Genomic DNA, 23,988 nt, shown 5'->3' on the forward strand with positions numbered 1-23,988 from the left:
TTTTCACTATAGCGGTTCTGTCATGCCTCGCACGACCCGATAAGCCGCCGGCCGCACGCCTGTCCATTTCCTGAACGCGCGATGAAACGCGCTCGGCTCGGCGAACCCCAGCGCATGCGCGATTTCCGCGATGGTCTCGGTGGTATCGGCGAGGCGCGCGATGGCGATGTCACGGCGCAGTGCATCGCGAATGGCCTGGTAGGTCACACCTTCCTGCTTGAGACGCCGGCGCAGCGTGGCTTCTGCCATGTTCAACGCCGTGGCGAGCTGCTCGCTGCCCGGCCATTCGGCGGGCGGCATCTGCCGCAACTTGCGGCGGACCTGTGCGGCCAGTGAATCCACGTTGCGATACTTCACGATGAAATTTGCCGGCGCCGCCCGCAGGAACACCTTGAGCGAGGCGCCGGTCTGGACCACCGGCAAGCGCGCAAAATCCGGCGCGAGATCCACATACGATGCCGATTGCCCAAAGCGCATGTCGTCGCAGAACATCAGCCGGTATTCGGCGGCGGCGCGCGGCTCGGGACAGCGCAAATGCGCCGCCAGCACCGGAATACGCCGGCCCACGAGCCAGCACAACAAACCGTAGATCATGATGAACGCGGTCGCATAGGCGAACATCGGGTGCGGGGCATCGGCGTCAGTATCTGCAAGCCGGATTCGTACGCGCGTGGCGCTGACCTCGAATTCGCATCGCAGGTCGTCCAGCACCAGCCGCAGGAAACCGGCAATGCGGGTGAGTGCCTGGGCGCCATCGCGTGAGCCGATCGCGGCGTGACAGAGCAGTGCGAAACTGCCGCGGCGCATCGGGTGGCTGTCCTGGCCAAAAAATTCATCGTCGAGAGCGTCCGCAATCGCGCTCCATAAACGCCCGTATTGCGCCGCCGACACGCGCGCAAGCGGCGCTGCCAGCGATGCAGCGTGAATGCCCGCTTGCTCGAGCAGGACATCGCGCCCGATGCCGCCACGCTCGGCGCAACGCAGCGCTTCTTCGACGAGATCGACTGCGATCGTCCCGCGTTCATCATGTTTGCCGCTGGCTGTTTTTAGCCGGGGTCTGTCCACAGTTCGGGTAGTCACTAGGTGGCGGAATCGCTCAGGAAGCTTGATCGTTTCAGGCATCGCCGAAGCGGATTGCAGCGCCTACACTCCGGTTCGATGGCGCATTTTAAACCCGCGCCTCTTCAAGTATTCCACACGAGCCACACCGCCATGATCGACAGCTTCCTGACCGATGACCAACGCATGATCCGCGACGCCGCGCGCGACTTTGCCACCGAAGTGCTCGCGCCACACGCGGGCGAATGGGACCGCGCAGCCCGATTACCCGACGCAGTCGTGCGGCAACTCGGCGAGCTCGGCCTGCTCGGCATGATCGTGCCGGCGGAGTGGGGCGGCACGTTCAGCGACTACGTGGCGTACGCGCTGGCTATCGAAGAAATCGCGGCGGGATGCGCGTCGTGCTCGACGTTGATGGCCGTGCACAACTCGGTGGGTTGCGGTCCGATACTCGCGTTCGGCACCGAGGCGCAGAAAGCCGAATATCTGCCGAAACTGGCGACGGGCGAGATCATCGGCGCGTTTTGCCTGACCGAGCCGCAGGCCGGATCGGAGGCGAACAATCTGAAGACCCGCGCGGTGGAACGCGACGGCCAATGGGTGATATCAGGCGCGAAGCAGTTCACGACCAACGGCGCGTGTGCCGGCATGGCGATTGTCTTTGCGGTGACTGATCCGGAACTTGGCAAGAAGGGCATATCGGCGTTCATCGTGCCGACGAACACGCCAGGCTTCAACGTCGGGCGGCCCGAACACAAGATGGGCATTCGCGCTTCCGATACCTGCCCGATAACCCTCGACGACTGCACGATCCCCGCAGCCAACCTGCTGGGTGCGCGCGGCGAGGGTTTGAAGATTGCGCTGGCGAACCTGGAAGGCGGACGCATCGGCATCGCGGCGCAGGCGGTGGGCATCGCGCGGGCCGCGTTCGACGCCGCGCGCGCTTACTCGCATGATCGCGTGCAGTTCGGCAAGCCGATCAAGGAACATCAGTCGGTCGCCAATCTTCTCGCCGATATGCAGACCAACCTGAACGCCGCGCGTTTGCTGGTGCTGCATGCAGCCCGCATGCGTACCGAGGGTTTGCCGTGTCTGAGCGAGGCGTCGCAGGCGAAGCTGTTTGCATCGGAAATGGCGGAGCGCGTCTGCTCGCAAGCCATCCAGATCCATGGTGGTTATGGGTACCTGGAGGACTATCCGGTGGAACGTCATTATCGTGATGCGCGTATCACGCAGATCTACGAAGGCACGAGCGAAGTGCAGCGCATGGTGATTGCGCGCCAGCTTTGAGTGGCTGAGAATTCATAAGCCGGTTTGGTGATTCCGCTCCCGCAAAGGCTCACCCTTTCTCACGTCCCGATCAAAAAGAAAACCCCGCGCCGTAACTGCCGCGGGGTTTTTCTACTGCTTGCCGATCAACGACTTCCAGCAATTACGGACGGTTGTAATCAACCCCACCGCCTACCGATGCAACCGGTGCGCCCGACGCCGACGTACCGCTCACCGACGATCCATAGCTGCTCTGCGCCACGCCGTCTCGCGCAGAAACACGTTGCTCGGCGGCCTGGATGTTCGCCGGGTATTGGGTGCGATCCGATGCCGGGTTATAGCCGGCCTGTTCCAGTTGCACCAGCTCGCTGCGAACCTGCGCGCGAGTGACCGGGCTGTTGCTCTGCGCGAACGCGAAGCTCGGTGCGGCCAATGCTGATGCGATGACAACTGCGGGAATGAGTGCCTTGAACATGATGAACCTCCAATGATTATCGACTACGAAGCTTGCGGTGTCGGCGTTCCGGTGGGCTGGAAGCTGATCGGCATCGCTTGTTTCGATCCGTGAAAAGATCTTATTCCTCGGCGATCTAGGTAGAAACCCTTAAATAGTAAATACACTGTTGTGATCCGACGAATAAAGCGATCCGGGCTTCAAAATGACCGCTTACATAGGCAGCGACAATGCGTGCGGACGCGGCGCGTTTATGGGGAACCCCATTCTCCATCGGTGGATATACGCTTCATTCCGTCGCGGGAAGCATTGTTTCCTGCATCCACTGTTGAAGATCAGGAGGTCGCCATGTCCAAGCTTTTTTCGCCGTCCAAACTCGGCCGTTATGAACTCAAGCATCGTGTCGTGCTCGCACCAATGACGCGATTGCGTTCGGACCCGGACGACAGTCCGAGCGAGATGATGGTCGAGTACTACAGCCAGCGTGCATCCGAAGGAGCGCTGATGATCACCGAGTCGTCGCACGTGATGAAGAGCGGCCGCGGTTACGCCGGTGGTCCGGGGATCTACGACGATCACCATATCCAGGCCTGGAAGAAGATCGCCGACGCGGTACACGCAAAAGGCGCGCGCATCTTCATGCAACTCGTTCACGATGGCCGCCAGTCCCACGTCGACCTGACCGGCGGTTCGCCACCGATAGCACCTTCAGAAGTACCGTTCGAAGGACTCGCAATGACGCAGGACGGCTGGGTGCCGGTATCGATGCATCGGGCGGTGGGTATCGATGAAATCCCGGGACTTGTCGAAGCTTTTCGCCAGGGTGCGGAGCGTGCGCTCGCAGCGGGGTTCGACGGCGTCGAGATTCATAGCGCGAACGGTTATCTCATCGATACATTCCTGCAGGACGGCACCAACAAACGCACGGATGCCTACGGCGGTTCAGTCGAAAACCGCGCGCGCTTCCTGCTGGAACTGACCGAGGCGGTGAGCTCGGTGTGGGGCGCGGATCGTGTGGGCGTGCGTGTATCGCCCAGTGGTCAGTGGGGTGAAATCTCCGATAGCAACCCGGAAGCGACTTTCGGTTATGTCGCCGAACAACTGAACCGCTTCGGGCTGGCGTATCTGCACATCATCGAACCGCGTGTGAAGGGCGTCGAGACACTGCATGAGGATCAGGCGCCGGTCGCGTCCGTGTTCCTGCGCAAGATCTTCAAAGGGCCGATCATCGCGGCGGGCGGTTTTGACCGTGATGGCGCAGAAGCCATCCTGCAAAAAGGCAACGCAGATCTCGTTGCGTTCGGGCGCTGGTTTGCATCGAATCCGGATTTGCCGAAGCGCCTCAAGGACAACCTGCCGTTGAACGACTACGACCGTTCGGCGTTCTGGGGTGGCACGGAGAAGGGCTACACCGACTATCCGTTTTACACCGAAGAGGCCATGGCCTGCGCGTGAGCATGGATCACGGGGCGAGATCGCGATCCCATGGGGCAATTTCGCCCCAGGTCCGGGTCAGCAAATCGATGAAGATCCGCACCTTCGGTGAGAGATGCCTGCGCGTCGGATACATCGCGCGGATGGGTTGGGTCTCGGGCTGGAATTCGCGCAGCATGGGCACGAGCTTGCCGGCGCGCACGTTGTCTTCGAGCAGATACGTCGGCATGTTGATGATGCCGAAACCGTGCACGGCGGCCGCGACCAATGCTTCTGCGCTGTCCATTTGCAGGCGCGTCGCGTGGCTCACTTCGTTCGTGGCGGGATCATTGTACGTCCAGGGTTGCGGCCGTCCCGCGCTCATGAAAAACAGGCACTCGTGGCCAAGGAGATCGCCGGGCGTTTTCGGCGTACCGTGCGCCTTCACATAGTCTGGCGATGCGCACGTCAGCAAGCGCTGCTGCGCGACCGTGCGGGCAATGAGACGTGAGTCGGGACGCGGATCGCCGATGCGCAACGCAATGTCGATTCCTTCATCGATCAGGTCGACGAACCGGTCCGTGAAGCTCACTTCGGCGCGCACATCGGGCCATGTCTGCAGGAACGATTCGATGACCGGCATCACGTGCCGATGCCCCAGGCCCGAAGGCACGCTGAGCTTCAACACGCCGGTGGGCTTCGCGCTGCGTACGGCCATTGCGAGTTCGGTTTCCTCGAGGTCATCCAGTATCTGCGTGCAACGCGAAAAGAACACCTCGCCGTCATCGGTGAGGCTCAGGCTGCGTGGCGTGCGGTTGAGGAGACGCACGTTCAGGCGCTGCTCGAGACGCACGATGCTTTTGCCCACTGCCGAGCGCGTGAGCCCGAGCTGCTTTGCGGCGATCGTGAAGCTTCCCGCCTTCACCACGGCGACGAACATGGCGATATCGTTGATATTTCCGAGTGCCATGGGGCGAAGCTCCAGAGGATGGATTGCGCGAAGCCGGACGGCGTTTGAGCTGCGCCATTGTATTTTGATTCACCGGGGGCGGGGCTAAGGGACGATCCAACCCGCATGCAACCCGCATGCAGCAGCCCGTACACGGCAGAAAAATCCGCTTTCCGATACGCTGCAACACACGGCATTACCTAACCCGCAGTCCAGGAGCAGAAGCCATGACGAAGACAGTGAAGGTTCCAGGGCCCGATCATCCGATCACGATCGAGCCGAATCCGTCGCGCATCACGGTGTCCATCGGCGGGCGCGTACTCGCCGATACCCGTGAAGCCCTTACCGTGCGCGAAGCGTCGTATCCGCCGGTCTATTACATTCCGCGAAAGGACGTCGACATGTCCTTGCTCGAACGCACGGACCATGCAACGTACTGCCCTTACAAAGGCGAATGTTCGTACTACAGCATCCCGCTTGGCGGCGAGCGTTCGGCGAATGCGGTGTGGACTTACGAGGACACGTACCCCGCAGTTGCGGAAATCAAGGGTCATCTTGCGTTCTATCAGGACCGTGTCGATGCATTCGAAGTGCATGCCGCCTGATCGTGGCCGGCGGCTTTTGCGTTGAACGCCGTTTGTGCACGTTTTTGCCAGCCGACGTATTTTACGGATGGTGATCGTCCATGAACCATGTGCCTGCCTCTCTTGAACAAAAGACAAAAGACGCAGGGGCATCTCAATCAACGCTCGAGCGGAGCTTTATGACCACGCAACGTCGCTTGCGGCTGGGCGCTTTCATGCGCCCGGCCACCATTCACACCGGGGCGTGGCGTTACCCCGGCGCCTTCCCCGATGCCAACTTCAATTTCGCGCATCTCAAGCGCTTCGCGCAGACGCTGGAACGCGGGCGTTTCGACGCGTTTTTCATGGCCGATCATCTCGCGGTGCTCAACATGCCTATCCAGGCATTGAGGCGAAGCCACACGGCGACCTCGTTCGAACCGCTCACGTTGCTTTCGGCGCTTGCCGCGGTGACCGAGCACATCGGATTGATTGCAACGGCGTCCACAACGTTCGAAGAGCCGTACCACGTAGCGCGGCGCTTTGCGTCGCTTGATCATTTGAGCGGCGGCCGCGCCGGCTGGAACCTGGTGACGACAGCGAATCCCGATGCCGCGCTCAACTTCGGACTGGACGAACACGTCGAACACGGCGAACGCTACAAGCGAGGCCGCGAGTTTTTCGATGTCGTGACCGGACTCTGGGATAGCTGGGCCGACGACGCCTTTGTCCGCGACGTTGAAAGCGGCACTTTCTTCGATCCCGCGAAGATGCACGTGCTGAACCACAAGGGCAAGAGCCTCTCGGTGCGCGGCCCGCTCAACATCGCGCGGCCAGTGCAGGGGTGGCCGGTCATCGTGCAGGCGGGGTCATCGGAAGCGGGACGCCAGGTCGCGGCCGAAACCGCCGAAGCCGTCTTCGCCGCGCCGAAGACGCTCGCCGAAGGCCAGCGCTTTTATGCCGACGTCAAAGGCCGCATGGCGCGCCTTGGCCGTGATCCCGAACACTTGAAGATCTTGCCTGCCGCGTTCGTCGTGATCGGCGATTCGCTCGAGGAAGCACGGGAAAAACGCGCGCTCCTCGATACCTTCGTGCACTACGACAGTGGTATTGCGTCGCTTTGCATCATGCTCGGCCACGATGTCTCCGGCTTCGATCCCGATGGTCCGCTGCCCGAGATTCCCGAGACGAATGCGAGCAAGAGCAGCCGGGAACGCGTGATCGAATGGGCGGCGCGCGATAACCTCACGATCCGCCAGCTCGCGCAGCGCGTGGGCGGCTACTCGGGGCTTGAAATGGTCGGCACGCCCTCCATGATCGCCGACCAGATGGAGCAATGGCTCGTTGAAGCGGGCTCGGACGGTTTTAACGTGATGTTCCCGTACCTGCCCGGCGGCCTGGACGATTTCGTCGATAAAGTCGTGCCGGAACTGCAGTCTCGCGGCATTTTCCGGCGTGAATACGAAGGCCGAACGTTGCGGGAAAATCTCGGCCTGCCGCGGCCGGAAAACCGCTTTTTCAAAGCAGGGGCGTGAGGTGACAGGAACCGGTTGGAAGGCCGCGCGAAACTCCAGACAAGACAGCGTATAAAATCATTTCCCTGGGGCGCGTTTCCAGGCGCCCCGCCAAAGGACGAACGCAACTCATGGGACATTCACAAGCAGAGAAGGCGGCAACGCACCAGCGCATTGTCGAAGTGGCGGCGCGGCGCTTCAGGGAGCTTGGACTCGATGGTATCGGCGTCGCCGATGTGATGAAGGAAGCCGGCATGACCGTCGGCGGTTTCTACAAGCACTTCGAATCGCGCGACGAGCTGGTAACCGAAGCGCTCGACGTCGCGTTCGAAAGCCTTGATGCGTGGGAAGCACGGGTCGAATCCCTCGAGATGGGCGTGCGCGATTATCTGAGCGAAGCGCACCGGGATTCGCCAGGCAGGGGCTGTGCGCTGGGGGCGCTCCTGGGCGACGTCGCGCGCAGCAGCGACGCCACGCGCGACGTGTACACCGAGCGCGTCAAACACAACATCGGATTCTCGGAAAGTCTGCTCGATATTGCCGACCCCGCCGCACGCCGCGCTCGCGCCATTCTGCAGTTCACTGCGTGCCTTGGCGCAATCGGGCTGGCGCGGGCGGTGTCGGACCCGGTTTTATCGAAGGAAATACTCGACAGCGTCGCGGGACAGCTCATTACCCTGCTTCCCGGGCCGCCGGCGTGACTTCATGCGACTAAACCAGCGTTGTCGGTAGAAACTAGTGTTGAAGCGGTGCGGGCAATCCATTACATTCGACGCGTTGTCCAGATGTCGATCATCGGGCGTAAAACCGGATGATCCGCAAACCACTACAAAATGACGTTCCTTGGAGATTTACAATGAAAGCGATCGCACTGGTTTCCTTATCCGCGCTGTTGATGGCGGCATCCGGCCTGGCCATGGCCCAGAGCGGCGGCGGCAACGGCAACGGTGGCGGCGGTGGTGGTAATGCGCACGGCGCGGCAACGGCCGGACCGACCACGGGCGGCGACAACTCATCGACGCCGGGCAGCTCGCGCGGCAAGCCGCATCTGTTCAAGCACAAGCAGAAAAAGGCGGCCCCGGCTCCGGCCCAGTAATTCTGGACCGGGCAACGCGGCAGGTTTGCCGCGTGCTGCCTTCAATAGCGTGAACGACAAAGCTGTCATGACCGACGCATTTGGCCATGACAGCTTTTTTTCCGCCTGCGTTTTGTCGGCGATCGTTTCGAAAGGGGTTGAACAGAGAGACTTTGTCCGTTTTTATATTGCCGTTGTCGAGCGACAATGTGCGCGGGAAATTCCAGCGGGGTAGTATGGGACCACGATTTCAGTGAAATTTGAACTCCATGCACCGAACACGCTCGAATGGGGGCAAACAATGCGACGGCCGATGATCTGGCATCATTGACCCATGTTTCGGCGGATGTCTGCCGAAATGAGCCCGAAATACTAACGTCAGGTCGAATAAGAATGGCTACAGAATCCCAGCAGCAAAGTCAGAGCGATGTCTTGAACGCGGCTCGCAAGGAGCGCAAGCGTGTCGCAATTTTCCTCGTGAACGGGGTGCGGCTGGTTGGTCACATCGAATCCTTTGATCAGTACCTGGTCATGCTGAGCTCGGCTGCCGGCATTCAGGCGGTCTACAAGCATTCCATCTCGACCATCCAGGAAGACACCGGCAAGGCGTTCACCGCAGGCGCGGCGCGCACCAGTTCGGGCAGTTCGCGCGATGGGGATTCCAAGCGCCCGGTCGCGATCTCGCACAAACGCCGTTTGCCGACGAACGTCGGCGGCGAATAACGAAAAGCTGCACCGCATTTGCATCAGGCAAATGCTTGCTGCGCCGTAAAGCGAAAAAAAGGCGAAGCCCGTAGGGGCTTCGCCTTTTTTGTTATGGTCAAATTCACAAATTCGTCACAATCCGATCATGTGATTCGGAAAGCTCATCGTCCAGACGATGTTTTCTTATGCATCACCAGAATCGGATGATGGTCGACTCGCACGATCTCATTCGAATGTCTCGTCTCGGCCGCTGGCGGCATCGCAAGATCGAGTACGTCGGCAACGGATTCCAGCCGGGTATCCACCAGCACGCCGCTCTTCACGTTCGTAGTCCCGACGACATCAGCGACGACTGAGTCAGGTGCTGTGGCATGCCGCACATCTACTGTGCGGCAGCGGACATCGAACCCCACCGCGCGGATGATTGTCTCGCGCGTCTTCCAGAACGCCTCCGCGGTACGTGTCATTGGCCGCATGGCGACATATTCGATGATCACCGGATAACCTCGCACGCGTGGGTAAGCCGCCAGCAACTGGCCGGAGCGGACGTACTGCGTGTAACGATCTATCTTTTTCGTCAGCAACGAAAAATGCGTGGCTTCATCATCCCAGTCGAGGTCGTCGAAGATGCCGACGTACACGCGCTTGAACAGGATGTTCACGCCGACGTAATCGATAGTGTCCACGTCGAGAAGAGACATGGTATTTCTCGTTTGCCACAGGCGAAACCCTTGTGTAGACTGGGTTCCTTGCCCGGTAAGGGGTTTGGGCCGATTTCTATACCACGTGGCTATACCACACACGATATGTCAGACCATCTAATTCGCAAGGGATCAACGTACTATTACCGGCGTCGCGTTCCTGCCGATTTGGTAGGGGCGTATGGCAAAACGGAATACGTGCGGTCGCTTCGGACCACTACGAAACGGGATGCAGAGATGCTCTGCCGTCAGGTCGATGTGGAGGTGGATGCGCTGTTTATGATGTTGCGTAGGCCCGCTGAACTACCGCCCCTGTTTGTTGATCCATACACCGGCAAAACCTGGGACCCGGATTACCGTAGCCCTCCGGAAACGGACGCACAGCGAAGGGCGCGGGAAGAGTACGAACAGGACGAGATGGAATGGAACGATTCCCGGGATATCGGCCAGGAGGATGCGGACCAAGCTAAATGGGTAGCCAAGCAGGAACGCAAGGCGAAGAAGAAAGAGCAGCACATAGCCGATCTAGCTGAGGCGTTCCGCCGTGCGTTCGAAAATGCACCGCAGCACAGCCCCGCTGCTGCTCCCGTAAGTTCTCACCCTACGAAGCCAGCAACCAAGAGTACGCAGCCTGCTAGCGCCCCTCAGAAACGCACCCTCACGCCGACAGGCGGCAAGTCTATCCACGCGATTATGCGACTGTGGGCGAACGAGAAGAAACCCGTACCGCGAACCGTGGAGACTGCGGAGCGTGCGCTTAATCGTTTCCGGGAACTCATGGGCGACATCGAAGTGCCAGCAGTCACCAAGACTCATATCGTGGACTTCAAGGATAAGTTGATAGCTGAGGGCCACTCTGCAAACACGGTCAATAAGACACTCAATTACATGAGCATCATGTTTAACCACGCTATCGGGCAGGCATGGATAGACGTTGATCCTGCGAAGGGCGTTCGTATCGCTGTGAAGAAGAAGCCCAAGGGTAGCGGTAGGGTTCCTTTCAGTGAGGCCGCACTTAACGGGATATTTGCTCATCCGATTTATTCAGAAGGGATTAGGCCGGAGCTTGGAGCAGGCGAGGCCGCGTACTGGCTACCATTACTGGGCCTATACACGGGTGCTCGCATCGAGGAGCTATGCCAGCTTGCGCCCAAAGATATCAAGCAGGAGAAGTACCGGGATAGTAAGGGACTGTTGACGCCGACCCAAAAGTGATCCACTTATGATGGTTTCGCCGACTCAAAATTGACCCGGGCAATCAATCTAACCTGCTGCTTTTAGAGGCAGAGGTTTTGAGGATGATCCCGATGACAATGATTGGTAAGGTACGGCGAATGTTTCACCGCCAGGACAAGTCAGTACGCGAGATTGCGCGGCTCACGAGTTTGTCGCGCAACACGATACGCAAGTATCTGAAAGACGAAGTGCCGCAGGAGCCGAAGTACGAACGTGGGGTGGGAGCAACCAAACTCACGCCGTTTCACGATGGGCTGATCGAAGCGTTAGTCGTTGACGCACACCGGCCGAGGAAGGAACGGCGGCGCACGTGGACGCTGTTCGAGCAGATTCGGGCGGCGGGCTATGAAGGTTGCTATTCGCGGGTGACCGATTTTATTCGGGCGTGGCGGTGCGCCGAAGGTAAGTCGATTTCAACGAACGCGTTTGTGCCGCTGCGCTATGAGCTGGGCGAGGCGTTCCAATTCGATTGGAGCGAGGAAGGCCTGGTGATCGGCGGGATGTATCGCAAGCTGCAGGTCGCGCATACGAAGCTTTGCGCCTCGAGAGCGTTCTGGCTGACGGCGTATTTTAGCCAGGGCCACGAGATGCTCTTTGACGCGCACACGCGAGCGTTCGAGGCGCTTGGTGGCGTGGCACGCCGCGGCATCTATGACAACATGAAAACGGCAGTCGACAAAGTTCCGCGCAAAGGCAAGGGACGGCTGGTCAATGAGCGGTTCGCTGTCATGTGTTCGCATTATTTGTTTGAGCCGGACTTCTGCAACGTGGCCAGCGGCTGGGAGAAAGGCGTCGTTGAGAAGAACGTACAGGACAGCCGGCAACGGATCTGGGCAAGCGCGCGCGAGGAGCGCTTCGCAAGCCTCGCCGAACTGAACGCTTGGTTGGACTCGCGATGCCGGACGCTATGGGGCGAAGTGCGTCATCCGGACTACAAGGGCGTGAGCGTTGCTGACGTACTTGATCAGGAACGTGAGCATTTGATGCCCATGCCGGCACCGTTTGACGGTTATGTCGAGCGTCTGGCGCGCGTGTCGAGCACCTGCCTGGTGGTAATCGCGCGCAACCGCTATTCGGTTCCCTGCGAGTTTGCCGGGCAGATGCTGAGCACACGGCTTTATCCCACGCGGATCGTGGTGGTGGCGCAAAACATCGTAGTGGCGGGGCATGACCGGCTGGCTGGCGAGGGCCAGGTGCAGTACGACTGGCAGCATTACGTGACGCTATTGCAGCGCAAACCCGGGGCGTTGCGCAATGGCGCACCCTTTCTGGATATGCCTGAGCCGCTCAAACGCTTGCGCGTGGGGCTGCTGCGCGAAGCGGGAGGCGACCGGGTGATGGCGAAGGTACTGGCGCTGGTTCCGGCAAACGGGTTGGACGCGGTCTTGGCGGCAGTTGAATTGGCGCTGGAGCAGATGCCGTGCTCGGGGCGTGTGAGCGTGGAGCATGTGGAGAATGTGCTGGCACGACTGCGCGACGCGCAGCTTCCGCCGAAGATCGATACGCAGTTGCAGCTTTCGACGCCGCCATTGGCTAACACATCGCGCTACGACGGGTTGCGCAGCACGACCTCGGAGCTCGACCATGCGTGATCTGAGCGCCGAACTCAAACACCTGCGCCTGCACGGGATGGCCGCAGTCTGGGGCGAGCTTCTGGAGGGGGATGCGGAAGTTTCCTCGTTGAGCTGGCTGCTTGATCGTCTGCTTCAAGCCGAGACCGCAGACCGGGCGGTACGCTCGGTGAACAACCAAATGCTGGCGGCGAAATTCCCCATGCATCGCGATCTGGCGGGCTTTGACTTTGACGGTTCGCCCGTTGATCCAAAGCTCATCGTGAAGTTGGCCGAGACGACGTTCACCGAAGAGGCGCACAACCTGGTGTTCGTGGGTGGAACGGGTTCGGGAAAAAGTCATCTAGCGACGGCCATCGGCGTGTCGAGCATTGTGGAGCACGGCAAGCGTGTTCGCTTTTACTCAACCGTGAATCTGGTCAACGCGCTGGAGCAGGAGAAGGCACAAGGGCGTACTGGCCGAATCCTGGCGAGCATGCTGCGTCTGGACCTGGTGATTTGCGACGAACTGGGGTATTTGCCGTTTAGCCAAGCCGGCGGAGCGCTGCTGTTTCATTTGCTCAGCAACCTGTACGAGCACACGAGCGTAGCCATCACGACGAATTTGGACTTCGGCGAATGGGCGAGTGTATTTGGCGACGCAAAGATGACCACGGCCTTGCTCGACCGTCTCACGCATCACTGCCACATCGTCGAAACCGGCAATGAAAGCTATCGCTTCCGGCACAGCAGCTCCAACGCAAAGAAGCATATCCAGGCACGTGAGGGCATCGGAAAGAGCGGCGCGTCGAACAAGGGCGCGCCCTAACCCAAATGGCAGCGTCAGGAGTAAGTCGCTGCGGGCTACGCCCTTCGCGGCTTACTCCTGATAACGCTTGGCGTCAAAATGATCGAGGACAAACGAGACACAAAACCATAGACTTATCCACAATCGGCCGGTATTCAGACCGGTCACACCCTGGGTCAAAATTCAGTCGGCGCGGTGGGTCAATTTTAAGTCGGCGAAAACAGTAAGGGACGCGAGCAGACTGCCTGGGTTATGCATATCACTGGTACGGGCGAGGGGCAGAGCGTTAAGAACACGGGGAGCGATAGGCGTATTCCGATTCATCAAGAACTACAGCGCATGGGGTTCATTAAGTACGCACAGTCACAAAAGGGTAAGCGGATATTCCCGTTGCTTCGTGCGGACAAAGCCGGATATGAAGCGCCCAGGTGGTCCGTGTGGTGGCATAAGGCATTGCGTTATACACATCTCTGATCGGTGGTCGCTGAGCGCAGAGAAACATGTTTACTTTCAATGACATGGAGTGGGGGCTTGTAAACTTTCGGCAAATCGCGTTTACTTTCGCTTTTTGAGTGAACGTATTGGTCACCGAAACGACGCCCTGGACCCAGACGGAATTCGAGCAACTCGAGCTCGGCGATGCGCGCCTGAACAAGCGAGCGAGGCTTTTGATGCAACGATTGGCGGCCGACCCGATGGCCAGTGTCCCCAAGGCATGCCAGGGTTGGGGCGAGACGATGGCGGCGTACCGCTTCTTCGACAACGAGAACGTCGACTGGCACGCGATTCTCGAGCCCCATTGGCAGCACACGCAAAAGCGGATGGAAGCGCATCGTGTGGTGCTGTGCCTGCAAGACACCACGGAGCTGGACTTTAACGGTCAAGGCACGTTCGGACTCGGACCACTGAGCTATGAGGCCCAGCGCGGCATGTATCTGCATCCGACCTACGCGGTCACGCCGCAGCGCGAGCCCTTGGGTATTTTGGACGCGTGGATGTGGGCGCGCGAGAAGAAGGACGAATCGGGCAAGCGCGGCGGGCTGAAGGAAAGTCTGCGTTGGATCGAGGGGTATGAACGCATTGCCGAGATGGCACCGAGCCTGCCATCCACGCGCCTGGTGTACGTGGCGGACCGCGAAGCGGACCTGATGGCGCTCATGGAGCGCGCCCAAGCACTGGGTACGCCGGCCGACTGGCTGGTACGTGCCACGCATAACCGCTGCTTGCCGGAGGGAGACAAGCTGTGGGACCGCGCGACCCGTGGCGAATCCATCGGGCAGATCAGCTTCACAATGGCCTCGCGTCATGGTGTCAAGGCACGCACGGTGCGCCAGCACCTGTGGATGCAGCGCGTAGAGTTGCCCACAGGCCGAGGCAAGTGCGTGGCGGCCACCTGTCTGGTCGCGCGCGAGTTTGATGCGCCCGCGGGAGTCAAGCCGATCGAATGGCGCTTGCTGACCAACCGCGTGGCGACGACCTCGGAAGAGGCGATCGAATTGATCGACTGGTATCGAACGCGCTGGGAAATTGAGATGTTGTTCAACATCTTGAAGAATGCTTGCCGCGTCGAGGCGCTTCAGCTCGGCTCGATCGAACAGCTCGAGCGCGCATTGGCGCTGTTCCTGGTAGTGGCTTGGCGCGTGGCCTATCTGATGCGGCTGGGACGCACTTGCCCCGATCTGGACGCGCATCTTTTCTTTGATCCAGACGAAATTCGCAGTGCCTACCTGTTCACGAAAGTACCCCGTCCGACCCAGCCCAAGCTCAATGAAGTATTGCGCCTGATCGCACGCCTGGGGGGATTCCTCGGACGCAAAAGCGACGGCGAACCCGGCGCGAAAACGATCTGGCTCGGACTCAGGGAAGTTCATATTGCCGCAAAAACACTGCGCCTATTACGCGAAGCCGACGGCGACGACACTTGTGTATAACGCGATGGGCATAAGGAGATGCGCAAGGCAGGCGCGTTCGCAGGGACCAATATGGTGTTCCATAGCTTCCGGCATGTGTTCAAGGATTTATGCCGCGAGTGTGGAATAGGCAAAGAGCTAGCGGACGCTCTACAAGGCCACAGTGAGGGCGATTCATCGGGGGCCTACGGCGCGGCTTTGTACCCGCTTACGCCGATGGTCGAGGCGCTGAAGAAGTACAAGGTGCATGGGGTCAAGCTGCCCATCTAAGCAGTTTTGCGGAGATGGCGGCTGCGTGAGGCTGTTACGAGTAATGATGTAGAAACCATGTCTAGCCGTGAGATTGCAGTGTTGGTCGAAACTAGACACGACAACGTTAAGTTGTCTATCGAGAGGCTTGCTGCTCGGGGAGTAATCAAACTTCCGCCACTGACGGAGATTCGAACCGCGACCAATGCGGGCAAAGTCTACATGCTTGGTAAGCGTGGAGTTATTACTTCTCCCGCGCTGCGGGAAAAGCCCACTTCTGGTAGCAAGGCGTGTGATTCAACTTCCACAATCTGTGGGAGTCCCAATTCTGGCCTTGGACCTAAGAAGGTAATGGAGTACAGGCTAGCTCCTGCCAGCGATCCACGATAGCCGCTCGTAGTCGCACGTTATACCCGGAGACTAAAATCATGCACTCGCGTTTTGGAAGGTTGTACCCGGGCTGCAGCCGCCCATAACCGTCTGCGAGATCGGCTGAAAAATCAGCCAATGTCAGATCAAGCCCCTCGATCATCTTCCGGATGTCCGCCAGTACGTTCTTATGTTGCTTGTGTGTTCGCTCCGCAATCTCCCGGCTGCTCATGGTCGGTACGCCCTGCCCGTTAGCAGGCTGGGGACCTGAAACCCTTACCCAGTATGGCTTAGAGGCCTGTTTTGGGGTACCTCAAGGAGTCTTGGAGAGAAGCAAAGATTCCACAAAATCCACGATTAGGACTGATCCGTTATAGATCAATGGGTTACGGGCGATGTTCCACGATATGAAAACGTCCCCACGCTAAGGGATAAGAGAAAGAATATTCTTATTCGCAGGAGAGTTACCCTAGTAGTTTTAGTACCCGCCCCACAGTGCGGAACGTGGTAGCGCTTTGAGGACAGGGAGACAGCACTACTAGGATAAACTCCCCTACTACTAGGCTAGTCCACATGGTGGAATCACTACAGAGTCTTGGAGAGAACGAACTTTCCCGAATGGCTGTGCCTCCCGAAATGATGCCGACGCCCTGGGGCAGTTCCGCACAGCGAAACACTCCCCACGATGTGGAAGCGCGGTGAGTTGTAATGGATACGCTCCCGCGGCACTCTCACTGCTCAATCTGAGCAACATCAAATTCCCAGAGCACTCCGCCGCCCACTGCCTAATCCGCTGTGAGCATTCCTTACGTCTACTTTAGAGAAACTTAAATGGATAAGATTATCCCTTCCTCGCCTTATACCGACGCACGCGTTATTAGCGCCAAGGTAGCTCCCGATTTTCACCGCCAGATTAGAGAACTTGCAGCGCAGAAAGATTGCCTCGTATCACACGTGATTAAGGCTGCACTTGTGGATTACCTTAAATCTAACCAGAGTAATTGCCTATCGTAAAGTATTAAGTTTCACACATTAAGTTTCAAAAGTAGGTAAGCCCGTCACTGATCCTGGGTTTGCCGATAGCAGTTTAGATCACGTCGATGCCGGGAATTCTCCTTGCCGACACGGATATATAGTTAGGATGACAAATGAACATTAAAGACCTCGTAGCTCAAGCACTCGCAACGCCCGCATATCCCCGCGTTTCCATCAACCCTTACGACGATATCAGTACGTTCTCCGCTGTGGCGGTAACGCGGCTGGCTGCGGGCTGGGCACAAGATAACCGGGAGGCTCTTATGTATTCGGGGGAGTCGGCGGAATTGCTTCAGGCAGAGTTGCGGGCCATTGAGGAGAAGATGGAATTCCACAGTAAGGAAGTATTGCGTTTGCGCTCCGAATTGATTCGACAGACGGGCGGTCAGGCTGCGGTCAATGCCGCTACGGCCGCGGGCGTCGAAGTCGTGTATGACGCGGCACTTGTATCGGGGCAGTACGATAACGAGCGGGCACGTGCGGCATTGAGCGGGCAACGGGACAAGCTGAATAACCTGCTCGTTACGGCCAATGCTTCGGGGCGGGCTAAATCGGAACTGGTAGTCATCCTGAACGCATTGCTTTCTAACCTTAAATAAGGAATACACAATGATTGATTATAAAGAGCTAGGACAGTCGTATCGGTACTCGATGACTCCGGAGCAGCGTAAAGCTGCAATCGCCGGTATCACGAAACAGACGCTTAACCACAAGGCTACGTTCTCTGTCGTGGTCGGCCCTAAGTACGCACAGAAAGCCTTGTATCTCACGCCTGAGCAATTTGCGGAATTCAATGCTGGCTTTAGCCGGACTGATACACAATGAGCGCCCGGAACATTGCGGGTTACGCTAGTACGTCAGATTTGGACCGCACTGGCGATACCGTTGATGTGAGCGGAGCTACGTTTAAGCTACCTTTGCCTCTCCTGCTACAGCACGATCACAAACAGGTTATTGGGACAGTAACTAGCATGCAGTTGGTAGGGAATAAGCTATTGGCTAACGCAACGTTGCTTCCCGCTGGCGTAGATGCCCTCGCGGATAACACGTGGAGTAAGTTGCAGGCTAAAGCGCTTAGTTCTTTCAGCGTGGGATTTATGCCTATCGACGGCCATAAGATTGATACCGGCATGCACTACAGCAAGATAGAGATTCATGAATTGTCGGTTGTGAGTGTTCCTGCCAACTCAGGAGCACAGATCATTGCGGTAGCGAGTGAGGCTAAGTCCTTGCCCGTAGCTACTACCGGTATCCCGAAGGACGCTAAGCCTACGTATAACTTTACGAAGGACCCTGCGGCTAAGCCCCGCGAAAAGCTGGTACTAAGCTATAAGCGCTGGGCGCATCCTGTTTAAGTAATAACGAACTCACTGCCGGGGATTGTCTCCGGCAAAACTATTAAGGAATACATAGAATGAACGATACGAATACGAACCGTCTCCCGCTGCGTGACAATGAAACTTCTGCGGTGCTTTACTTTTCCCCGCAAGGATACGCACGTGTGCGCAATATGGGTTTCCTGCATAAGCGTTCAATGTGCAACATGGCTCGACTTCTGGTAGCTACTATTCTGCGCGAGGAACAGCCAAAGTTTAAGGATGCTGAATATAGCGCGTTCGATATGACTTGGAAGCTACCGATTACGTTGGAGACTAAGTCACTGAATCGGCTGATTGCCCGTGCTGAGAATCGGGGCGTTCCCGTCGAGTGCCTTGGCGAGTTTATCTCCAACTACACGGTGCAATCGTGACACGGGCTAGTCTGGTTCGCCATGCAAAGGCGCGGCACATTCCGCTTGTCGTGACCAAAGGGAAGGTCTCGTACCCTAAGGGGATGGACGATCTGCGTATTGAGTTAATGGAAAGTTTCTACGGGCCTAACCTTGGCGTCATCAAGGGCACGGCTCCTGATATCGATGCACGGATTGATTGGGCTGCAAAGACGCATGATGGTAAGTGCGGGCCTGATCTACTTAGAAGCCAGCTATGTATTTTCCTCGCTAACCGTGATCGTGCTGAGGCTAAGCGATTATCTGGAGAAAAGGTAAAAGATAGAGATGCTATCGCAGCTTTCTTAAATAGTTCGCGGCAGTATTTAGTCCTTGCGAACGTAGCGCTTAATCTGCATGGGATAGCAAAGGGCTTGCGTGGATACCCACCTGTGGATTATCGTGCTTCGCCATTTACGCTAGAGGATAACTAATGAATCTCTTTGGAAATGAATTCTCACTGCGGACACTGAGGAACGATGTTTGCTTTCTCGACGCGAGCGGCACAGAGACGCTGTACTCAATGGCCGTCAATGTCTTTGGCCGTGAGGCCTTCCAGTGGGCGCAAGGTAACGTTGCTTTTCACGATGGTACGCCTAAGTCGGATGAGTTGATTTGGGCCGCGCTGTGGGGAATGAACAAGGCTTATAAGTACCTGCAGGAAGCCCGGTGGATGTTTGTTCCGCTAAAACCATCTGAGAGACGCCCTGCGCTGAATGCCCCTAGCGAAGAAGGCCGGTGGGCAGTTGCGCACGCTGCACAAGTTGAGCTAGCCCGTGATGTGTTCTATGAACTCTCTAACGAGATACTTCGCAACAATCCCCTCGATGAGAAAGTGCATATTTTCTTCGCTAACCTGCTGAAAGATAGCCCGCCTCAGGTAACTGTAAAAGCATCCGCAAAGGTCCGAAAGATAGCGACCGAGGCTGGGCTTTGACTGAGACGCGAGGAGAGCGCAATTGCCGTTGGATCGAAAAGCACTTACGAGTGCCTAGTGGTCCAAAAGGTAAAGTAGGAACTCCCCTTAAGCTGGCCCCCTTCCAGAAGCGCTGGATACTAGCAATCTTCGATAACCCCGCAGGAACCCGCAGGGCGTACCTGAGCGTGGGCCGGAAGTCAGGGAAGTCGATGCTTGCCGCGTGCGTCGTGCTGCTGTTCCTGTGCGGTCCTGAGGCTATCGAGAATGCACAGATAGTATCGGGAGCGAACTCACGGGACCAAGCCAAGTTGATTTACCGGGCACTGTCGCAAATGGTCGCCCTGAGTCCCGCCTTGCGGAAGATAGTCAGGTGTACGGATCATACAGGGGTAGCCCGCTGCGGGAACACGGGGGCGCACTATACCCCTCTGGCTGCGGACGGTGCGCACGCAATGGGCTTGTCTCCTATCCTCGTTATCCTTGATGAGATTGGGCAGATACCGGAGCCTGAAAGCGCGTTCGTGGACAGCCTGACGACTAGCCAGTTAGCGTATGGTGCCTCCGCGCTGCTCCTGGCGATCAGCACGCAAGCCCCGCTAGATAGCTCCCTGTTCTCATTGTGGATTGATGACGCCGTTGGCAGCGAGGACCCTACCCTTGTGTGTCACTTGTACGCCGCGCCGCCTGATTGCGAGGTAGACGACGAGGGGGCATTGATTGCCGCTAATCCCGGCCTGGGCTACTTCCTCGATATGGAAGTGCTCAAGAAGGAAGCTGCTGCAGCCAAGCGGGGGACTAATGCTAACGCGTTCAGAAACCTGCACTTGAATCAGCGTGTGGATCAGACTGACTCATGGATGAGCGAGGACGTATGGCGGGAGACGTTCGGGGACCTGCTGGATTGGCATGAGTGCTCGTATGTAACCGCGGGGCTGGACTTGTCCGAGTCACAGGATTTGACCGCCTTTACTGTGGCGGGCGTTAGGCCAGTGGGTAACTGGTTACTGCCTGGGGCTAGCCGTGGTGGTGAATGGCAATTGCAATCTCACTGCTGGAAACCTGCCGATACCCTCCAGGCGCATTCCCTCCGGGATAAGCGGGATTACTCCGGGTGGGCTGCTGACGGAATCCTGAATACCACACGGGGCAAGACTATCGACTTTGTTGACGTTGCGAAGGATGTAGTACGGCTTATCAAGGCCAGTAACGTTAAGAAGGTTTATTACGATCCCGCTATGAGCAGCCGATTCCTTGCCGAATATAAAATAGCAGGTGGTGACTTGGATATTATGGAGCCATTGAAACAAAGTATCGTCCAGCTTACTGAACCGACGAAGGCATTGCGGGATAAGTTAATCTCCGGTCAATGCTGGCATAGCAAAGAAGATAAGCCGCTTACAATGGCTGCGCTAAACGCCAAGGACTATACCGATATAAACATGAATAGCCGATTAACAAAGAAGCGTTCTATCGGGCGTATCGATCCTATTGCTGCTGCGGTTAATGCCGTGCATGGGCTGGTTAATTTTACTGAGCCTGCAGACTTAAACATTTACTAAGGAGTGTTATGAGTAACCAAGTTACGCGAAAGCGGCGCAGTAAATCCGAGATTGCTATTTCTCGATTGCCGCGTCCAGTTTCACCATTATCCGAAGCAGCATTAATCTATTGGCCCATTATCTTAGGGGAGCGTGCTTCTGATGATTGGAATCCAGTTGACCTGGAGGTAGCTGGTAAGCTGGCCGAATCTATCGTACTGCACGCTAGAGCGAGTAATACTCTATCGACGCAAGATTTAACGTTCTCTACTCAGTCAGGCCAGATTAAACCTAATCCGCTAGTGGGTATCGTTACTCAATTGGCGACTGATACGCGCTCGTGGTATCGCACTCTGGGGCTTAAGAACCCGATTAGACCTAACCGGTTAGCTGCTAGGGCATCCAATGAGACCGAGGTAATAGACGACTCTGACGACTTCCCTGTGTTTAAGAAGAATAATAGAGCATATGAGTAGGCCACATAACGAGACACACCTAGAATCTTGGCGTGGTGGAGGTGGACTTTATAACTCTAAGTGGGCCACGTTCCGTAGTAGCTGGATTAAGCGATTCCCTATCTGTGCAGTCTGTGAGTTACGGGGCCGTAGAGTAACCGCAACGGTATTCTGTGACCATCTAAGGCCGCATAAGGGTAATTTAGCCCTATTTGGAGATACTAATACGTGGTCCGATATGGCCGATTGCATCGATCCCAATAACGTTCTTAGTCCTATGTGCCGTGAATGTCACGGTACTAAATCAGGAGCGGAGAAACTAGGATTCGATTGTAGGGCCAATGGATTACCCCTTACGGGCAAGGACTCTCGCCGTAGTTCCTTATGGGACGTAGGTTTCGACAGAGACGAGATGCCAATTAGAGCGAGGGATTACGTACTGTTCCTATCTGGCGGATACCGGGATATGATGGGATTAGGCCAGATGTAGATAGATATTCTACGGTTAAGGAGTATCCAGAGAAAAACGTACCTCTTTTTGGGACATCGCATTAGAACAACACGGATCTGCCGATCTTGAGACCTCGATAGCTGTATTTGAACATACCCCCCGTCATCTTAGGATATCCCTATCAACTATCGGCCTAGCTGATTGATTGAATTCACAATGTTGGTGCATGGTTGTATATATTACATTACGTCATTGTAATGATTTAGATAATGCATTGATTGCTATTTATTTCATTCTCGTTAGTTCTCACACGATAGACCACAGTTACATGTACATGGGCCATGTGTATATAGCACGAGGCATGCGCAATAGCAGGCCGAGTATAGATAACGAGTAGACAGTGTGAGGTGTAGATACAAGCGTGCGTATTAACACGCCCATGTGTAGAGTGTCTATATCAGACCCATTGTATTAACTGCTCTATATCTATCACGTTATAAATAACAATTCACATTTAAGGATCAACTATGCTTGAGGCTAAGTTAGAGCTACCTACTAAGCGTACTCATAGCAACAATGGTTATCGTATTAGACGAAAGTGTACTGCTGTGTCTAACGAGATGAAAGATGTTATCTCTAACCTAGCACATCAAGGAGCATCGTTCCTTAGCATCAAGGGTAATACGATTACTGTACGTATGAATAACGAGTTAATGATTATTAATGTACCGGATAAGGAATAACTCAATGTATGGACGATAAGGTAAAGGCTAAAACCGTCCTGGCTGCTAGTACATCTCCACAATTCGGGGAGGATTATCTAGATCAGGTAGCCAAGGAGCAGCGCAAAGTAGCACGTCACGAAGAAACTAAGAAAAGGTTGACTAAGCAGACTGAGGTTAATAAGGAGTTACGTGCTGACGGATACTATTCTAGCCTCCAGCAGATATCTAAGACGCCTGCGGACTGGCGTGAGCGATGGGCCGATATGGTTGTCGTGTTAGGTGCAGACGGTAAGCGTAGGCTCGATATTGCGGCGTTGGCATTACCTGCTGCGGCTGTAGCTAGCGCGTTAGGTGCACGCTTCGGCGAGGCATACGGAACACTTTCGAAGAATCGATTCTCCGGCCAGATTCCCCTTGTAGCCAGGAAGTCTACAGACCCCTCGATAAAGCGCATTATCGACCGCATTAACTCCTGGGGTCTGGACGTAGCTATGCCTGACGTAAAGCCTGAGGGACGGGCTAAGGTAGCCAAGCTGCGTATGTCGCAACTGATCGACCACTTACAGGGTATTCCAACGGAGCGACCTAACATGACACGAATTCAAGAGACGGTAGAGTATTTTCCCACCTACGTAATGTTGGCGGGGCGTAAGTGGTTCTGGTATAGCGAGACGTATCAAATGAAAGCCAAGGTGAGTCGTACTGGTTATCTCCGGCCTGCCCACGGACAAGGTAAGCCCCTGTCCATCGATATCCTAATGCTGCTCACCAAGGACTCTTTCGAGGACATTCTGCGGAAGTCCGGCATGGAGTCTGAAATTGCATCTACTAAGATATCTAGCGAGGAATCTACATGAACTACCTATGGGTTTGTTTTACTAGTGGTAAGCCCGTTTCTATGCAGCAGTTCCAGCGTAAGTTCCAGTGCTCGAGCCTAAATCGCCATGATTGAGCGCACCTTGAGCGGGAACGCCGTAACTTGCGCCGGAACTACGCATGTTTTAGACGACAACACAGCCGAAAGTAGCTACTTTGGCAAGCTCAGCAAGAATGGCAAGGCGTCATATCGGCGTGCGGTATATACCCTAACTGGGGACCTGCCTATATGGGCTAAGCCTTTGCGGAGGGTATATACCCAAGCCAATCCCAAGGTATATACCCAAGAGGAAGAGGTATATACCCAACAAGTAGTTACCTTGGTCGATGTGCCCATTGTGACCACATTACATGGGGACCGTACTGTGACCACGTTACCCATTGTGACCACATTAGA

General features: G+C 56.5%; 24 protein-coding genes and 1 pseudogene. 20 read left to right on the forward strand and 5 right to left on the reverse strand.

Annotation, left to right across the window (positions count from 1 at the left end; translation table 11 throughout):
* Nucleotides 1–6: 6 nt before the first annotated feature.
* A complete protein-coding gene (locus AX768_RS23690) occupies nucleotides 7–1,080 on the reverse strand; it encodes an AraC family transcriptional regulator (RefSeq protein WP_231941592.1) in 1,074 nt (357 codons plus the stop codon).
* A gap of 135 nt (nucleotides 1,081–1,215) precedes the next feature.
* Here AX768_RS23690 and AX768_RS23695 point away from each other — a divergent pair, with 135 nt between their 5' ends.
* Nucleotides 1,216–2,349 (forward strand): acyl-CoA dehydrogenase family protein, encoded by a 1,134-nt coding sequence (locus AX768_RS23695; protein ID WP_062003625.1) that lies wholly within the window; start codon nucleotides 1,216–1,218, stop codon nucleotides 2,347–2,349.
* 142 nt (nucleotides 2,350–2,491) lie between these two features.
* Here the strand turns inward: AX768_RS23695 and AX768_RS23700 are convergent, their stop codons facing one another.
* Nucleotides 2,492–2,803: a DUF4148 domain-containing protein gene (locus tag AX768_RS23700; RefSeq protein WP_062002582.1), complete on the reverse strand. Its 312-nt coding sequence runs from the start codon at nucleotides 2,801–2,803 to the stop codon at nucleotides 2,492–2,494.
* 327 nt (nucleotides 2,804–3,130) lie between these two features.
* Here AX768_RS23700 and AX768_RS23705 point away from each other — a divergent pair, with 327 nt between their 5' ends.
* On the forward strand, nucleotides 3,131–4,237 hold the full coding sequence (locus AX768_RS23705; protein WP_062003626.1) for an alkene reductase: 1,107 nt from the start codon (nucleotides 3,131–3,133) through the stop codon (nucleotides 4,235–4,237).
* A 7-nt stretch (nucleotides 4,238–4,244) separates the two neighbouring features.
* Here AX768_RS23705 and AX768_RS23710 read toward each other — a convergent pair whose 3' ends face one another.
* Nucleotides 4,245–5,165, reverse strand: coding sequence for a LysR family transcriptional regulator (locus AX768_RS23710; protein WP_062002583.1), 921 nt, complete (start codon nucleotides 5,163–5,165; stop codon nucleotides 4,245–4,247).
* Nucleotides 5,166–5,371: 206 nt separating this feature from the next.
* Between AX768_RS23710 and AX768_RS23715 the strand changes: the two genes are divergently transcribed.
* The 5 genes from AX768_RS23715 to hfq all read left to right on the forward strand — a co-directional run bounded on the left by AX768_RS23715 (nucleotide 5,372) and on the right by hfq (nucleotide 9,019).
* On the forward strand, nucleotides 5,372–5,749 hold the full coding sequence (locus AX768_RS23715) for a DUF427 domain-containing protein (protein ID WP_062002584.1): 378 nt from the start codon (nucleotides 5,372–5,374) through the stop codon (nucleotides 5,747–5,749).
* Between the two features lie 158 nt (nucleotides 5,750–5,907).
* The gene (locus AX768_RS23720; protein ID WP_062002585.1) at nucleotides 5,908–7,242 is read left to right on the forward strand and encodes an LLM class flavin-dependent oxidoreductase; all 1,335 of its coding nucleotides are present in this window, start codon (nucleotides 5,908–5,910) and stop codon (nucleotides 7,240–7,242) included.
* A 110-nt stretch (nucleotides 7,243–7,352) separates the two neighbouring features.
* The gene (locus tag AX768_RS23725) at nucleotides 7,353–7,922 is read left to right on the forward strand and encodes a TetR/AcrR family transcriptional regulator (protein WP_062002586.1); all 570 of its coding nucleotides are present in this window, start codon (nucleotides 7,353–7,355) and stop codon (nucleotides 7,920–7,922) included.
* A 155-nt stretch (nucleotides 7,923–8,077) separates the two neighbouring features.
* Entirely contained in the window at nucleotides 8,078–8,317 is a 240-nt protein-coding gene (locus AX768_RS23730; RefSeq protein ID WP_062002587.1) for a hypothetical protein, read from the forward strand.
* Between the two features lie 372 nt (nucleotides 8,318–8,689).
* Entirely contained in the window at nucleotides 8,690–9,019 is a 330-nt protein-coding gene (gene hfq / locus AX768_RS34515) for an RNA chaperone Hfq (RefSeq protein WP_062002588.1), read from the forward strand.
* Nucleotides 9,020–9,162: 143 nt separating this feature from the next.
* Here hfq and AX768_RS32920 read toward each other — a convergent pair whose 3' ends face one another.
* The gene (locus AX768_RS32920) at nucleotides 9,163–9,702 is read right to left on the reverse strand and encodes a DUF6572 domain-containing protein (protein ID WP_062002589.1); all 540 of its coding nucleotides are present in this window, start codon (nucleotides 9,700–9,702) and stop codon (nucleotides 9,163–9,165) included.
* A gap of 105 nt (nucleotides 9,703–9,807) precedes the next feature.
* On the opposite strand from AX768_RS32920, the pseudogene AX768_RS34520 reads away from it, so the two are divergent.
* The 5 genes and pseudogenes from AX768_RS34520 to AX768_RS23760 form a co-directional block, all read left to right on the forward strand.
* Nucleotides 9,808–9,936, forward strand: a pseudogene (locus AX768_RS34520) (DUF6538 domain-containing protein); the annotation flags it as partial.
* A gap of 3 nt (nucleotides 9,937–9,939) precedes the next feature.
* The gene (locus AX768_RS23745; RefSeq protein WP_172812018.1) at nucleotides 9,940–10,917 is read left to right on the forward strand and encodes a phage integrase; all 978 of its coding nucleotides are present in this window, start codon (nucleotides 9,940–9,942) and stop codon (nucleotides 10,915–10,917) included.
* Between the two features lie 92 nt (nucleotides 10,918–11,009).
* Nucleotides 11,010–12,530, forward strand: coding sequence for an IS21 family transposase (gene istA / locus AX768_RS23750; protein ID WP_062000707.1), 1,521 nt, complete (start codon nucleotides 11,010–11,012; stop codon nucleotides 12,528–12,530).
* Nucleotides 12,523–13,317, forward strand: coding sequence for an IS21-like element helper ATPase IstB (istB, locus tag AX768_RS23755; RefSeq protein ID WP_061998597.1), 795 nt, complete (start codon nucleotides 12,523–12,525; stop codon nucleotides 13,315–13,317). Before istA ends, istB begins: the two co-directional genes overlap by 8 nt.
* A gap of 560 nt (nucleotides 13,318–13,877) precedes the next feature.
* Complete coding sequence (locus AX768_RS23760) at nucleotides 13,878–15,227, forward strand: IS4 family transposase (protein ID WP_062000780.1); 1,350 nt, start codon at nucleotides 13,878–13,880, stop codon at nucleotides 15,225–15,227.
* Between the two features lie 568 nt (nucleotides 15,228–15,795).
* Here the strand turns inward: AX768_RS23760 and AX768_RS34525 are convergent.
* Nucleotides 15,796–16,056, reverse strand: coding sequence for a Rha family transcriptional regulator (locus tag AX768_RS34525; RefSeq protein WP_082779055.1), 261 nt, complete (start codon nucleotides 16,054–16,056; stop codon nucleotides 15,796–15,798).
* 916 nt (nucleotides 16,057–16,972) lie between these two features.
* On the opposite strand from AX768_RS34525, the gene AX768_RS23770 reads away from it, so the two are divergent.
* The 8 genes from AX768_RS23770 to AX768_RS23800 all read left to right on the forward strand — a co-directional run bounded on the left by AX768_RS23770 (nucleotide 16,973) and on the right by AX768_RS23800 (nucleotide 23,572).
* Nucleotides 16,973–17,458, forward strand: coding sequence for a hypothetical protein (locus AX768_RS23770; RefSeq protein ID WP_062002592.1), 486 nt, complete (start codon nucleotides 16,973–16,975; stop codon nucleotides 17,456–17,458).
* Between the two features lie 10 nt (nucleotides 17,459–17,468).
* Complete coding sequence (locus tag AX768_RS23775) at nucleotides 17,469–17,684, forward strand: hypothetical protein (protein WP_062002593.1); 216 nt, start codon at nucleotides 17,469–17,471, stop codon at nucleotides 17,682–17,684.
* A complete protein-coding gene (locus AX768_RS23780) occupies nucleotides 17,681–18,214 on the forward strand; it encodes an HK97 family phage prohead protease (RefSeq protein ID WP_062002594.1) in 534 nt (177 codons plus the stop codon). The genes AX768_RS23775 and AX768_RS23780 overlap by 4 nt, the downstream gene beginning before the upstream one ends.
* A gap of 59 nt (nucleotides 18,215–18,273) precedes the next feature.
* A complete protein-coding gene (locus AX768_RS23785) occupies nucleotides 18,274–18,609 on the forward strand; it encodes a hypothetical protein (RefSeq protein ID WP_062002595.1) in 336 nt (111 codons plus the stop codon).
* An 83-nt stretch (nucleotides 18,610–18,692) separates the two neighbouring features.
* Nucleotides 18,693–19,061: a hypothetical protein gene (locus AX768_RS32925; RefSeq protein ID WP_155524326.1), complete on the forward strand. Its 369-nt coding sequence runs from the start codon at nucleotides 18,693–18,695 to the stop codon at nucleotides 19,059–19,061.
* Nucleotides 19,061–19,564 (forward strand): hypothetical protein, encoded by a 504-nt coding sequence (locus AX768_RS23790; protein WP_062002596.1) that lies wholly within the window; start codon nucleotides 19,061–19,063, stop codon nucleotides 19,562–19,564. The genes AX768_RS32925 and AX768_RS23790 overlap by 1 nt, the downstream gene beginning before the upstream one ends.
* Before the next feature lie 191 nt (nucleotides 19,565–19,755).
* Entirely contained in the window at nucleotides 19,756–21,105 is a 1,350-nt protein-coding gene (locus tag AX768_RS23795; protein ID WP_155524327.1) for a terminase TerL endonuclease subunit, read from the forward strand.
* Nucleotides 21,106–22,741: 1,636 nt separating this feature from the next.
* Nucleotides 22,742–23,572 carry a hypothetical protein gene (locus tag AX768_RS23800; protein WP_062002598.1) on the forward strand — a complete coding sequence of 277 codons (831 nt, stop codon included), beginning with the start codon at nucleotides 22,742–22,744 and terminating at the stop codon, nucleotides 23,570–23,572.
* The last annotated feature ends 416 nt before the right edge of the window (nucleotides 23,573–23,988 follow it).

The organism is Burkholderia sp. PAMC 28687, from assembly GCF_001577465.1.
Lineage (GTDB): Bacteria > Pseudomonadota > Gammaproteobacteria > Burkholderiales > Burkholderiaceae > Caballeronia.

Excerpts from the sequence above, each read along its gene's own strand:
- AX768_RS34525 (WP_082779055.1), bottom strand. The coding sequence starts at position 16,056 with ATGAGCAGCCGGGAGATTGCGGAGCGAACACACAAGCAACATAAGAAC.
- AX768_RS23720 (WP_062002585.1), top strand. The coding sequence starts at position 5,908 with ATGACCACGCAACGTCGCTTGCGGCTGGGCGCTTTCATGCGCCCGGCC.
- istA (WP_062000707.1), top strand. The coding sequence starts at position 11,010 with ATGACAATGATTGGTAAGGTACGGCGAATGTTTCACCGCCAGGACAAG.
- AX768_RS23770 (WP_062002592.1), top strand. The coding sequence starts at position 16,973 with ATGAACATTAAAGACCTCGTAGCTCAAGCACTCGCAACGCCCGCATAT.
- AX768_RS23795 (WP_155524327.1), top strand. The coding sequence starts at position 19,756 with ATGCTTGCCGCGTGCGTCGTGCTGCTGTTCCTGTGCGGTCCTGAGGCT.
- AX768_RS23775 (WP_062002593.1), top strand. The coding sequence starts at position 17,469 with ATGATTGATTATAAAGAGCTAGGACAGTCGTATCGGTACTCGATGACT.
- AX768_RS23745 (WP_172812018.1), top strand. The coding sequence starts at position 9,940 with ATGCTCTGCCGTCAGGTCGATGTGGAGGTGGATGCGCTGTTTATGATG.
- AX768_RS32920 (WP_062002589.1), bottom strand. The coding sequence starts at position 9,702 with ATGTCTCTTCTCGACGTGGACACTATCGATTACGTCGGCGTGAACATC.
- AX768_RS23705 (WP_062003626.1), top strand. The coding sequence starts at position 3,131 with ATGTCCAAGCTTTTTTCGCCGTCCAAACTCGGCCGTTATGAACTCAAG.
- AX768_RS23730 (WP_062002587.1), top strand. The coding sequence starts at position 8,078 with ATGAAAGCGATCGCACTGGTTTCCTTATCCGCGCTGTTGATGGCGGCA.
- AX768_RS23700 (WP_062002582.1), bottom strand. The coding sequence starts at position 2,803 with ATGTTCAAGGCACTCATTCCCGCAGTTGTCATCGCATCAGCATTGGCC.
- AX768_RS23710 (WP_062002583.1), bottom strand. The coding sequence starts at position 5,165 with ATGGCACTCGGAAATATCAACGATATCGCCATGTTCGTCGCCGTGGTG.
- AX768_RS23715 (WP_062002584.1), top strand. The coding sequence starts at position 5,372 with ATGACGAAGACAGTGAAGGTTCCAGGGCCCGATCATCCGATCACGATC.
- AX768_RS32925 (WP_155524326.1), top strand. The coding sequence starts at position 18,693 with ATGGACGATCTGCGTATTGAGTTAATGGAAAGTTTCTACGGGCCTAAC.
- hfq (WP_062002588.1), top strand. The coding sequence starts at position 8,690 with ATGGCTACAGAATCCCAGCAGCAAAGTCAGAGCGATGTCTTGAACGCG.
- AX768_RS23780 (WP_062002594.1), top strand. The coding sequence starts at position 17,681 with ATGAGCGCCCGGAACATTGCGGGTTACGCTAGTACGTCAGATTTGGAC.
- AX768_RS23800 (WP_062002598.1), top strand. The coding sequence starts at position 22,742 with ATGGACGATAAGGTAAAGGCTAAAACCGTCCTGGCTGCTAGTACATCT.
- istB (WP_061998597.1), top strand. The coding sequence starts at position 12,523 with ATGCGTGATCTGAGCGCCGAACTCAAACACCTGCGCCTGCACGGGATG.
- AX768_RS23725 (WP_062002586.1), top strand. The coding sequence starts at position 7,353 with ATGGGACATTCACAAGCAGAGAAGGCGGCAACGCACCAGCGCATTGTC.
- AX768_RS23785 (WP_062002595.1), top strand. The coding sequence starts at position 18,274 with ATGAACGATACGAATACGAACCGTCTCCCGCTGCGTGACAATGAAACT.
- AX768_RS23790 (WP_062002596.1), top strand. The coding sequence starts at position 19,061 with ATGAATCTCTTTGGAAATGAATTCTCACTGCGGACACTGAGGAACGAT.